The organism is Sphingomonas sp., from assembly GCF_017304635.1.
Classification (GTDB): domain Bacteria; phylum Pseudomonadota; class Alphaproteobacteria; order Sphingomonadales; family Sphingomonadaceae; genus Sphingomonas.
Genome location: NZ_JAFKMA010000004.1, coordinates 119,526 through 130,501, shown reverse-complemented (window position 1 = coordinate 130,501; position 10,976 = coordinate 119,526). Strand labels below are relative to the sequence as shown.

Annotated in this window: 12 protein-coding genes and 1 riboswitch; of the genes, 5 read left to right on the top strand and 7 right to left on the bottom strand. The window is 68.4% G+C overall.

Features of this window, described 5'->3' with window-relative positions; all coding sequences use genetic code 11:
- The first annotated feature begins 85 nt into the window (after positions 1 to 85).
- The 5 genes from J0I47_RS12380 (at position 86) to J0I47_RS12360 (ending at position 5,388) form a co-directional block, all read left to right on the top strand.
- Positions 86 to 1,429, top strand: a complete 1,344-nt coding sequence (locus tag J0I47_RS12380) for a peptide MFS transporter (RefSeq protein ID WP_294047290.1) — start codon at positions 86 to 88, stop codon at positions 1,427 to 1,429.
- A gap of 44 nt (positions 1,430 to 1,473) precedes the next feature.
- Positions 1,474 to 2,718 carry a putative DNA modification/repair radical SAM protein gene (locus J0I47_RS12375; RefSeq protein WP_294047289.1) on the top strand — a complete coding sequence of 415 codons (1,245 nt, stop codon included), beginning with the start codon at positions 1,474 to 1,476 and terminating at the stop codon, positions 2,716 to 2,718.
- A gap of 63 nt (positions 2,719 to 2,781) precedes the next feature.
- Complete coding sequence (locus tag J0I47_RS12370; RefSeq protein WP_294047288.1) at positions 2,782 to 3,267, top strand: hemerythrin domain-containing protein; 486 nt, start codon at positions 2,782 to 2,784, stop codon at positions 3,265 to 3,267.
- Positions 3,268 to 3,269: 2 nt separating this feature from the next.
- Entirely contained in the window at positions 3,270 to 4,721 is a 1,452-nt protein-coding gene (locus J0I47_RS12365; protein WP_294047287.1) for a UdgX family uracil-DNA binding protein, read from the top strand.
- Positions 4,722 to 4,752: 31 nt separating this feature from the next.
- Positions 4,753 to 5,388 (top strand): DedA family protein, encoded by a 636-nt coding sequence (locus J0I47_RS12360; protein ID WP_294047286.1) that lies wholly within the window; start codon positions 4,753 to 4,755, stop codon positions 5,386 to 5,388.
- On the opposite strand, the gene J0I47_RS12355 is transcribed toward J0I47_RS12360, so the two are convergent.
- The 7 genes from J0I47_RS12355 to J0I47_RS12325 form a co-directional block, all read right to left on the bottom strand.
- Positions 5,369 to 6,067, bottom strand: coding sequence for a DJ-1/PfpI family protein (locus J0I47_RS12355; RefSeq protein ID WP_294047285.1), 699 nt, complete (start codon positions 6,065 to 6,067; stop codon positions 5,369 to 5,371). The two genes, J0I47_RS12360 and J0I47_RS12355, sit on opposite strands and share 20 nt — an antisense overlap.
- A gap of 20 nt (positions 6,068 to 6,087) precedes the next feature.
- A riboswitch (ZMP/ZTP riboswitch) is annotated at positions 6,088 to 6,167 on the bottom strand.
- Positions 6,154 to 7,560, bottom strand: a complete 1,407-nt coding sequence (locus J0I47_RS12350) for a hypothetical protein (protein WP_294047284.1) — start codon at positions 7,558 to 7,560, stop codon at positions 6,154 to 6,156. It overlaps the preceding riboswitch by 14 nt.
- Complete coding sequence (locus J0I47_RS12345) at positions 7,557 to 8,063, bottom strand: DUF2306 domain-containing protein (protein ID WP_294047283.1); 507 nt, start codon at positions 8,061 to 8,063, stop codon at positions 7,557 to 7,559. Before J0I47_RS12345 ends, J0I47_RS12350 begins: the two co-directional genes overlap by 4 nt.
- A 69-nt stretch (positions 8,064 to 8,132) precedes the next feature.
- Positions 8,133 to 8,588, bottom strand: a complete 456-nt coding sequence (locus J0I47_RS12340) for a hypothetical protein (protein ID WP_294047282.1) — start codon at positions 8,586 to 8,588, stop codon at positions 8,133 to 8,135.
- 19 nt (positions 8,589 to 8,607) lie between these two features.
- Positions 8,608 to 9,144, bottom strand: coding sequence for a demethoxyubiquinone hydroxylase family protein (locus tag J0I47_RS12335; protein ID WP_294047281.1), 537 nt, complete (start codon positions 9,142 to 9,144; stop codon positions 8,608 to 8,610).
- Positions 9,141 to 9,608: a disulfide bond formation protein B gene (locus tag J0I47_RS12330; RefSeq protein ID WP_294047280.1), complete on the bottom strand. Its 468-nt coding sequence runs from the start codon at positions 9,606 to 9,608 to the stop codon at positions 9,141 to 9,143. The genes J0I47_RS12335 and J0I47_RS12330 overlap by 4 nt, the downstream gene beginning before the upstream one ends.
- Position 9,609: 1 nt before the next feature.
- Positions 9,610 to 10,947, bottom strand: a complete 1,338-nt coding sequence (locus tag J0I47_RS12325; protein ID WP_294047279.1) for a S41 family peptidase — start codon at positions 10,945 to 10,947, stop codon at positions 9,610 to 9,612.
- Positions 10,948 to 10,976 lie beyond the last annotated feature (29 nt).

Here is a 10,976-nt window from a genome sequence, read left to right as displayed (position 1 = left end):
GCCGTCGGCGCCATCGCGCCGACCGACGACGCGGCTTTGCCGCGGCGCTTGTCCAGTCGATAACCTTGCGGCACGCTGTTACGCGATGACAGAGCCAAACCCCGCCGCCGACACCGCCTTTTTCGGGCACCCGCGCGGCCTCGCCTATCTGGCCTTCACCGAGACGTGGGAGCGGTTCAGCTATTACGGCATGACCTCGCTGCTGACGCTGTACATGGTGCAGCAATTGCTGACGTCCGGGCATGTCGAGCACGTGCTGGGCCTGGCGGCGCTGCGGTCGCTGTTCGCGTGGCACGGGCCGATCAGCGACGTCGCCTTCGCCTCGCTGATCTACGGCTGGTATGGCGGGCTGGTCTATTTCACCCCGATCCTGGGCGGGTGGATCGCCGATCGCTGGCTGGGGACGAAGGCGACGGTCGTGCTCGGCGCGCTGCTGATGTGCGGCGGGCATCTGGCGATGGCGTTCGACGCGTCGTTCCTGGTCGCGCTGCTGCTGCTGATCGCGGGGTCGGGGTGCCTGAAGGGCAACATCTCCACGCAGGTCGGCGACCTGTACCCGGCGGCGGCGGAATCGCGGCGGACGCAGGGCTACACGATCTTTTCGGCGGGCATCAATGTCGGCGCGGTGCTGGGGCCGCTGACCTGCGGCGGGCTGGCGGCGCTGTACGGCTGGCATGTCGGGTTCGGCGCGGCGGCCGGGCTGATGCTGCTCGCGCTCGTCATCTACCTGATCGGGCAGCGGCACCTGCCGGACGACCGCGTGCGCGAGGCGACCGAGGCGTTGCCGCCGATGACCGGCGACGAGCGGCGGCGCGCGGTGCTGCTGATCCTGGTCGCGGCGATGACGTTGTTCCCCAACATCGCCTATCCGATGATCTGGGGGATCGGCGTGCTGTGGATCGACCAGCATGTCGCGCTGGGGCCGGTGCCGCCGTCGTGGTTCAATTCGGTCGACGCCTTCGCCTCGATCGTCGCGGTGCCGCCGCTGGTCGCGCTGTGGGCGTGGCAGGCCCGGCGCGGGCGCGAGCCGTCGGATATCGTCAAGATCGGTATCGGCAGCGTACTGACCGGCCTGTCCGCGCTGCTGTTCGTCGCCGGCACGCTGATCGCCGGTCCGGGCGAGGTCCATGTCGGCTGGGCGCTGGCCGGCTTTTTCGGGATGGGCGTCGCGTTCCTCTATTACTGGCCGGTGCTGCTGGCGCTGGTCAGCCAGGCCGCTCCGCGCCAGGTCAAGGCGACTTTGATGGGCGGCGTGTTCCTGTCGTTCTTCCTCGGCAGCGTCATCATGGGCTGGGTCGGCAGCTTCTACGACCAGATGAGCCCGGTCCGGTTCTGGACCATCGATGCCGCGATCGCGATCGTCGGCGGGCTCGCGGTGTTGGCGATCGCGCGGCCGGTGACGCGGCGGCTGGCCGCGCCGGCAACTTGATCTCCATCAGTGACTTTCATTGAGTTGGAACATATATCGAACGCATGGCCCAGCTCGATACGCGCCAGAAGCTCGAAATCCTCGCCGACGCCGCCAAGTACGACGCGTCGTGCGCGTCGTCAGGATCGGTCAAGCGCGATTCGCGCGGGGGCAAGGGAATCGGCTCGACCGATCAGGGGATGGGCATCTGTCATGCCTATGCGCCCGACGGCCGCTGCATCTCGCTGCTCAAGATCCTGCTGACCAATAGCTGCGTGTTCGATTGCCATTATTGCATCAACCGCAAGAGCTCGAACGTTCGTCGCGCGCGGTTCACGGTCGAGGAAGTCGTCCAGCTGACGCTCGCTTTCTACCGGCGCAATTATATCGAGGGGCTGTTCCTCTCGTCGGGGATCATCGCCTCGTCCAATTACACGATGGAGCAGATCGTCGAGGTCGCGCGCAGCTTGCGCGAGGATCACGATTTCCGCGGTTATATCCACCTCAAGACGATCCCCGACGCCGATCCCGAACTGGTCCACCGGGCCGGGCTGTACGCCGACCGCGTGTCGATCAATGTCGAGCTGCCGACCGCGACGGGGCTGAAGCGGCTCGCACCGGAAAAGTCCGAGACGCGGATCGAAGGCGCGATGGCCGCGACCAAGGCCGATATCCTCGACACGCGCGACGCGAAGAAGCGCTACAAATCGGCGCCGCGCTTTGCGCCGGCCGGGCAAACGACCCAGATGATCGTCGGCGCCGACGCCGCGACCGATCGCGACATCGTCGGTCGCGCGGCGGGGCTGTACGGCAAGTTCGGGCTGCGGCGGGTCTATTATTCGGCCTTCTCGCCGATCCCCGACGCCAGCGCCGTCCTGCCGCTCAAGCGTCCGCCGCTGATGCGCGAGCATCGGCTGTACCAGTCCGACTGGCTGATGCGCTTCTACGACTACAGCCCGCAGGAAGTGGCGGCGGCGGCCGACGATACCGGCATGATGCCGCTCGACATCGATCCCAAGCTCGCCTGGGCGCTCAAGCATCGCGCGACCTTCCCGGTCGACGTCAATCGCGCCCCGCGCGAGATGCTGTTGCGGGTGCCCGGGCTCGGCACGCGGGCGGTGGCGCGCATCCTGACGGCGCGGCGGTGGCGGCGGCTGGCGCTGGCCGATGTCGGGCGGCTGACCGTGTCGATCGCCAAGATGCGGCCGTTCATCGTCGCCAGCGACTGGCGCCCGGTCGCACTCGCCGACACGCTCGACCTCAAGCCGCTGGTCGCGCCCAGGGTCGAGCAGATGGAGCTGTTCGCGTGAAAACGACTCGCAGGTGAAACCCGGCCCGGTCCTCGCCGGTTGGCCGGGGCGAAGGAGACAGCGATGGCAAGCGCCGACATCTACGATCGTCTGAAGGCCGACCACGACAAGCAGCGCGCGATGCTGAAGGATCTCGGCGAGCTGCGCGGCGACACCAAGAAGCGGCAGGCGTTGTTCGAGAGGTTCCGGCTCGAAATGGAAAGCCATGCCGCCGCCGAGGAGGAATCGCTCTACGCGACGATGCTCGCCAACCCCGAACTGCGCGATGACGCGCGGCATTCGGTCAGCGAGCACAAGGAGGTCGACGACGTCATCGGCAAGATGCTGGCGATGGATTTCGCGTCGGACGAGTGGGAGGAGAATTTCCACCACATGCGCCGCCGCTACGAGCACCATATCGACGAGGAGGAGGACGAGATGTTCCCCGCCGCGGCGAAGGAGCTCGACGCCGCGACCGAGGAGCGGCTGGGCGAGGTCTATGCCGAGCGCAAGCCGGAGGAACTCGAACTGGCCAGGGAAAACCCGCCCGAAGCCGAGGAAAAGGAATAGGCTTGCGCGTCGTAACGCTCGACGCGGAGGACGATTTCGACGGGTGGCGCGATGCGGTGCGCGGGTTGGTGCTCGATCATGTCCCGCCCGACCAGGTCGTGTGGCAGGTCGGCGACGTGGCCGGCGACCTCTTCGCCGGTCAAGCCGAGTCGACCACGCCGGCGGCGGGCGCGTTTTCGGTGCCGCGACCGTTCATCGACCTCGCGCGCAATGCCCTGCTCCACCGCGATCGCGAGCGGTTCGCGTTGCTGCACACGTTGCTGGTGCGGTTACGCGACCAGCCGAAGCTGCTCGAGGACCAGGCCGATCCGCTCGTCCGCCGGATCGAGAAACTCGCCAAGGAAGTCCGCCGCGACATCCACAAGATGCGCGCGTTCGTGCGTTTTCGCGAAGTGCCGCACCAGCCCGCTCCCCCACCCGACCTCCCATATGATGCTGCCGTGGGAGGTCGGGTGGGAGAGCGGGCCGGTGCCGCCAACCAATACGTCGCCTGGTTCGAGCCCGAGCACCACATCGTCCGCGCCAACGCCGCGTTCTTCGTCAACCGCTTCGCGACGATGCGCTGGTCGATCCTGACGCCGGAGATCGCGATTCACTGGGACGGCAAGCGGCTCAGCGAAGGGCCGGGCGCGACCAAGGCGGATGCGCCCGACGGCGATCCGGTCGAGGCGGTGTGGAAGACCTATTACGCGTCGATCTTCAACCCGGCGCGCGTCAAGGTCGGCGCGATGCTGAAGGAAATGCCGCGTAAATATTGGAAAAACATGCCGGAAACCGCGTTGGTGCCGCAGCTGATCGCGAATGCGCAAGCGCGGGAGAGTGTGATGGTGGCGACCGCCAAGGCCAAGATCGGCGGCAATATCGCGGCGGCGTGGGAGGCCCTGCGCGACGAGGCGATGGCGTGCACCCGCTGCCACCTCTACCGCCACGCGACGCAGACCGTGTTCGGCGAAGGGCCAGTCGATGCGCGGCTGATGTTCGTCGGCGAGCAGCCGGGGGATCAGGAGGATCTGGCCGGACACCCGTTCGTCGGCCCCGCCGGCCAGATGTTCGACCGCGCGCTGGCCGAAGCGGGAGTCGACCGTGCGCGCGTCTACGTCACCAACGCGGTCAAGCACTTCAAGTACGAGCTGCGCGGCAAGCGCCGCATCCATGCCAAGCCGGACGCCGGCGAGATCACCGCCTGCCGCTGGTGGATCGAGCAGGAACAGGCGATCATCAAGCCGCAGGTCACCGTGGCGCTGGGCGCGACCGCCGCGCGATCGCTGTTCGGCCGCACGGTGACGATCAGCCGCGAGCGCGGTCGCGCGCTGGAATTGCCCGATGGTGCCGGCGAAGCGTGGATCACCGTCCACCCGAGCTACCTGCTGCGCCTGCCCGACGAAACGGCCAGGCGTGAGGAATATGCGCGGTTCGTCGAGGACGTGCGGATGGCGGCGGCGCGGGTCGATTGACCCGTCCGGTCGCATCGGCCATCGCGCGGGAATGATCGAACGCATTCTCGGCTGGCTCGCCGGCATCATCATCGCGGTGATTTCCAGCGGCGGCTATCTCGGCATCGTGCTGCTAATGGCGATCGAGAGCGCGTGCATCCCGCTGCCGTCGGAGATCATCATGCCGTTCTCCGGCTATCTCGTCTCGACCGGCCAGCTCAACCTGCTCTTGGTCGCGACCGCCGGGGCGATCGGCTGCAATCTGGGGTCGATCGTCGGGTACGAGGTCGGCAAGCGCGGCGGCCGGCCGGTCGCCGAACGCTGGGGACGCTACGTGCTGATCGGGCCGGGCGAGCTCGACGCGGCCGATCGCTTCTTCGCGCGCTACGGCTCGATCGCGGTGCTGATCGGGCGGTTGCTACCGGTGATCCGCAGCTTCATCGCCTTCCCGGCCGGGGTCGCGCGGATGCGGCTGGTGCCGTTCCATGTCTACACCTTCGTCGGATCGTGGCCGTGGTGTTTCGGGCTGGCCTGGGTCGGCATGAAGCTGGGCAAGGCGTGGGACCACGATCCGCGGTTGAAGGCGGCGTTCCATTCGGCCGACGTGGTGATCGCGGTGGTGCTGGTCGCCGCGGTCGCCTTCTACATCTGGCACCGCGTGCGCGGGCTCAGGAAAACCCGCGCCTGATCGCCAGCGCGCGCAGGTCGTCGTCGCGCGTCGGCGCCAGTTGCGCGACGCGGCGGCGATAGGTTTCGACCAGCTCCGGCCCGGCTTTGGCCGGCGATCCGGCGTCGAACGGCGGCGCGGGGTCGTATTCCAGGCTGAGCTGCACCGCCTTCGCAAACGTTTCGCCGCGGATCAGCGCCATCAGCTTCAGCGCGAAATCGATCCCCGCCGTCACCCCGCCGCCGGTCACGCGGTTGCGATCGACCACGATTCGCTGATCGACCGGCTCGGCCCCGAACAGGCTCAGCATCTCGCGCTGCCCCCAGTGGCACCCGGCGCGATAGCCGCGCAGCAGCCCCGCCGCACCCAGCACCAGCGATCCCGTGCACACGCTGGTGATCCAGGTCGCGTCCGCCGCGATCCGCTGGATCCAGTCCATCGCCGCGTCGTCGGCGATCACGTCGTTGATCCCGAACCCGCCCGGCACGCACAGGATGTCGGCGCGCGTCACTTCGGCGAAGGTCGCGGTCGGCTGGATCGCGAAGCCGGCGTCGGTCATCACCGGATCGCGCGACCGCCACACCAGATCGAGCGTCACGTTGCCGAGCCGCGACAGCACTTGCGCCGGGCCGGTCAGATCGAGTTGCGTGACGTTGGGGAACAGCAGGAACGCGACGCTGACGGGGGGCAGGCTGGCCATGACAGGGACTCCTCTCGACGAAAGAATGCCCAGGCGAACGGCGTCTCGCGGCTACGCTTCCTTGTGGTGGCCCACGGTCTCGCCAGTCACGTAGCGGGCGCGACCCTATGCGCTCGCCGCTCGTTCGCCAAGAGCAGGATGCCGAGCGGCAGCGCGAGCGCGAGGTAGAGCGCGACCCCGGCGACGGGGCTCCACCCGAGGAAATCGCTCGGCAGCGTGCGCAAGGCGCCGTTCGGCCAGTCGACCGTGAGGATCGGGTCCCACAGCGGGAAGCGATACGTATCGGGCGTGGTCACGTTGGCGGCGGCGATCGCCAGGTTGATCGCCACCGATACACCGAGCAGCGCGACCGCCGCCGCACGCGCCCAATGCTGACGCAGGCGCGCCCAGAGCGGCGCCAGTCCGATCGCCAGCATCCCGATCGCCGGGACCGCATGCCGGGGTCCGGTCGAATGGCCGCCGTCCCAATAGACGTACGCCGCATTGACCAGCAGCACGACGATCGCGGTCGCCGCCGCCATGACGCCGAGCCCGCGCATCCGCCGGGGAAACAGGCATAATCCGGGCACCGCGAGCAGCAGGATCGGCGCCACCCACACCAGCCCGCGACGCAGGCCGACAAGGATCTTGGCGATCACGACCGGTTTCGGCGCCGTCAGCCCGAACAGCCCTTCGTGCATGCCGGGAAATCCGGTCACGCCCTGATAGCCCAGGCGGAACGGCGTACCGAACGCGACCAGGTTGTAACTCGCGAGCGGGATCAGCAACGTCGCACCGCCGGCCAGCACCATCGCGCCGATCGCGCGCGGTCCGCGCCGCAGCCGCCACACGCCCCATAATGCGATGACCGCGCCCGCCAGCACCGCCTGCAACTCGATCAGCGCCGCCAGCCCGAGCGCGGCCCCGCCAAGCGCGGCGAACCGTGCCGGCCGTTCCTCGCCCGCGCGCCACAGCGCCCAGGTCGCGATCACGAACAGCCCGGCGACCGGGGCGTGCCCGAACAACGTCGTCGACCATCCCCAGACCGGCGTGCCGAGCGCGAAGCCGATGCTCGCGAACAGCGCGCCGCTCGCGCTGCTCGTCGTCCGCCACGCGAGGTCGTACAGCGCGACCGCCGCCAGCGCCGCGATCACCGCGCTGACCATCGCCACCGCCAGCCGCAGCCGGACGGTCAGATAGGCCTCGAACGGGGCGTCATAGACCGTGTCGGGTATCGGCGGTCGCGGCGGAAGCAACCGGTCGGCGATCGCGACCGCGGGCAGCGCGAGCAACGTCATTCCCGGCGCCTTGTCGAGATAGACATGGCCGTCGAACCGCGCCTGGTCGATGGTCAGCCTGGCATAATCGTCGATCGTCGCCTGGTGCCGCTCGACCAGCGCCATCGCCGCGAACAGCCGCGTCGCATTGTTGGGGTTGAACGCCCACGACCCGAACCACGTGCACGACAGCCAGACGAGCGCGAACAGCGCCAGTCGCGGATGGCGCGCGATCACCGGAACAGCCAGGACCCCAGCATCCGCGTCTCGAGCAACGTGAAATAGCCGGCGACGACCAGCGCGCCCGTCACCAGCCCGCGCACGGTCGCGCGGTGCCCGGCGACGTTGTGGCGGCGCGCGGTCAGCCAGACGCGTGGCGCCATCACCAGGGTGAACAGCGACAGCAGGTGGATGACGCTGAACCGCTGCGTGCTGCTATGGTGGACGAACAGGCTGATCGCTGCGGTCGCGATCATCGCGACGACCCACACCTTGCCGAGTTGCCGGTGAATCTTCGTGCCGCGCGGTTGCCACAGCATATACGGTGTCAGGACCAGCGCGACGGTGATCGTCGACAGGTGCGCCCACACCAGCGGCGGGACGATGCGCCATTGCGCCTGCCCCTTGGCCAGCGCGACGATCACGACGAGCAGCAGCGCGCCGGCGGCGATCGCCAGGAAACGCTCGTAACCGTCGGGCGCGATCGACTTGACCGGCTTCTTCGCGAACAGGCTGGCCATCGATCTCCCCGTGGCTGATCCGGGAGGCGTATCGCGTTTCGCCGCGCGGCGAAAGCGCCGTGCGGGCGGTTACTGGCCCTGCGCTTCCGCTTCCTTGCGATCCTTGTTGAACTGCTTGGCTTCGCGGAACTGGCGGTTGGAACAGCCGATGCCGCCGCCCGGGCCGATCGCGCTGCACGATCCGGTCCCCGACGCGCCGGTGTCGAGCGAGCTTTGCGCGCGCAACGCCCAGGACTGGTTCTGCGGCGTCACCTTGAACTCGCGCAGGTCCTTGGGCACGCGATACTGCTCGGCGGCGTCGCGGCGGGTGCAGACGACGACTTCGTTGCCTTCGGCGTCGGTCGGGCAGCGTTCGTTGCCGTACAGCACCAGCACGCCGTTGATCGGCGCGTTCTTGGACACGGGGCCGGCGCTGCGCGGCTTGGCCGGCAGGGTGATGCCCGGCCCCTGCACCGTCTGCGCGGCGGCGGGCAGCGCGAGCGATGCGGCCAGCACACCGGCGGTGATGATCCTCGACTTCGCCATCCTCGTCGCTCCTTGCACGCTACACTCGCTTCGCCGTCGCGATGGCGACACGGCACCCCAGCCGGATCGCCGCCGACAGCAGCGGATAGGCCGGCGCGCCCTCCGCCCCATGCGCCAGCGCGGTATCGCGATGCTCCAGCTCCTCGGCCTGGAACTCGGCGATCGCGTCGCGCAACGTCGGATCGCTATCGCCCAGTTGCTGAAGCTGCTCTGAATAATGCCGGTCGATCTCGGTCTCGACCGCGGCGGTGCAGGCCATCGCCGCCTTCGGACCGATCGCCGCCGTGACTGCGCCGAGCGCGAAGCCGGCGACGTTCCAGAACGGCTGGAGCAGGGTCGGCCGCACGCCGCGCTCGGCGATCAGCGTGTCGAAGAACGCGCGATGGCGTTCCTCCTGCCGCGCCATCCCGGCGATCTCGCGCGCGGCGGGGCTGCGGTCGCCCAATACCGCGAGCTGCCCGGCATAGATGCGCGTCGCGCCATATTCGCCCGCCTGGTCGACGCGGATCATCGACGCCGTCGCCGGCCGCGGATCGCCGGGACGCCAGCGGCTCATGCCCGCCGGTTCCGCCGCAGCAGCAGCGTCAGCACGGCAAGGCCGCCGACGATCGACAGGATCGCGTTGAACCCCGCAAGCGAGATGCCGTGGAACGTCCATTGCGGCGCGTCGCAGCGCACGATCGGCGCCTTCATCAGATCGTCGATCGTCAGCGTGCCGCGAACCGTCTGGGTGCAGGCGGTGAAGCCCTGCCACCAATGATATTCGACCCCGGCATGCGCGATGCCGATCGCCCCGCTGACCAGGATCGCGACGGCGGCGAGCGCGACCAGCAGCCGCTGCGGCGCGCCGCGCACGAACGCCAGCAGTGCGAGCACCAGCGCGGTATAATGCGGCCAGCGCTGCCAATGGCACATCTCGCACGGATAGAGGTGGCCGATCAGCTGGAAACCCCAGGCGCCGGCCAGCAACGCCGCGGGGATTGCCAGCGCCAGCGCGCGCGCCTTGGCGACGTTGCCCATCCTACTTACGTCCCGCGGCCGCCGGTGCGGTCGTCGGCGTCTTCGCCAGCCGCCCGATCGTCTGTAGCGCGTAATAGAGCTGGAAGTCGGTGATCCCGCGCTTCTTCAGCTCGTCCGGCGTCGCGGCGAAGCGCGGGTCGGTCTTGGTATCCTCTTCCAGGATCGCGTTGTCGGCCTTGACCTCGTTGACCAGATGCTTGCGCAGGTCGGATTCGCGGAACACCGGCCGCGACTTGTAATCGGGGTCGGAAATCTGCGGCACCGCGATGTCGGGGCGGATGCCCCCTTCCTGCACCGACCGGCCCGAGGGCGTGTAGTAGCGCGCGGTGGTCAGGCGCAGCGCGGTGTCGGGACCGAGCTGGAGCAGCGTCTGCACCGATCCCTTGCCGAACGACCGCTCACCCATGATGAGCGCGCGGTGGTGGTCCTGCAACGCGCCGGCGACGATCTCCGACGCCGACGCGGTGCCGGCATTGGTCAGCACGATCACCGGCAAGCCATCGGCGAGATCGCCGGGCTTGGCGTAATAACGCTCGATATCGGTCTTCTCGCGCCCGCGCTGGCTGACGATCTCGCCCGACGACAGGAACGCGTCGCTGACCTCGATCGCCTGGCTCAGCAGGCCGCCGCCATTGTCGCGCAGGTCGACCACGTAGCCGAGCGGATCGTGGCCCAGCTTCGCCTTGATCCCGGCGATCGCGCCCCGCGTGTCGGCGCCGGTATTCTCCGAGAAGGTGTTGATGTTGATATAGCCGACACCGTCGCGCACTTCCCATTTGACCGGGCGCTGGACGATCACCTCGCGTGTCAGCGTCACGTCGATCGGCTTGTCGCGACCGGGGCGGATGATGGTCAGTGCGATCTTGGTGCCGGGCTTGCCGCGCATCGCCGTCACTGCCTCGTCCAGGCTGCCGCCGAACAGCAATTTGCCGTCGATATGGGTAATGTAGTCGCCCGACTTGATCCCCGCGCGATAGGCCGGGGTATCCTCCTGCGGCGCGATCACCTTGACCGCGCCGTCCTGCATCGTGACCGACAGGCCAAGGCCGCCGTAATTGCCGTCGGTCAGGATCTTCATGTTCTGGAAGTCGAGCGCGTCCATGTAGCTCGAATGCGGGTCCAGGCTCGCCAGCATGCCGTCGATCGCGCCGCGGATCAGCTTCTTGTCGTCAACCTTGTCGACGTAATTGGCCTTCACCTGGTTGAACACCTCCATGAAGGTGTCGAGCTCGCGATAGGTGTCGCTGTCCGACGCGGCGACCGCCGAGGTCGCGGCGGGAACCAGCGCGATCGCGCCGGCGATGGCGGTCGCCTGAAGCCAGGAAAAAGCACGGGACATGGGGGCAGGGGGTCCGATCCGAATAAGCA

Bases quoted from the DNA above. Each gene is read 5' to 3' on its own strand.
- J0I47_RS12380 (WP_294047290.1), top strand. From the start codon at position 86: ATGACAGAGCCAAACCCCGCCGCCGACACCGCCTTTTTCGGGCACCCG.
- J0I47_RS12375 (WP_294047289.1), top strand. From the start codon at position 1,474: ATGGCCCAGCTCGATACGCGCCAGAAGCTCGAAATCCTCGCCGACGCC.
- J0I47_RS12370 (WP_294047288.1), top strand. From the start codon at position 2,782: ATGGCAAGCGCCGACATCTACGATCGTCTGAAGGCCGACCACGACAAG.
- J0I47_RS12360 (WP_294047286.1), top strand. From the start codon at position 4,753: ATGATCGAACGCATTCTCGGCTGGCTCGCCGGCATCATCATCGCGGTG.
- J0I47_RS12355 (WP_294047285.1), bottom strand. From the start codon at position 6,067: ATGGCCAGCCTGCCCCCCGTCAGCGTCGCGTTCCTGCTGTTCCCCAAC.
- J0I47_RS12345 (WP_294047283.1), bottom strand. From the start codon at position 8,063: ATGGCCAGCCTGTTCGCGAAGAAGCCGGTCAAGTCGATCGCGCCCGAC.
- J0I47_RS12340 (WP_294047282.1), bottom strand. From the start codon at position 8,588: ATGGCGAAGTCGAGGATCATCACCGCCGGTGTGCTGGCCGCATCGCTC.
- J0I47_RS12335 (WP_294047281.1), bottom strand. From the start codon at position 9,144: ATGAGCCGCTGGCGTCCCGGCGATCCGCGGCCGGCGACGGCGTCGATG.
- J0I47_RS12330 (WP_294047280.1), bottom strand. From the start codon at position 9,608: ATGGGCAACGTCGCCAAGGCGCGCGCGCTGGCGCTGGCAATCCCCGCG.
- J0I47_RS12325 (WP_294047279.1), bottom strand. From the start codon at position 10,947: ATGTCCCGTGCTTTTTCCTGGCTTCAGGCGACCGCCATCGCCGGCGCG.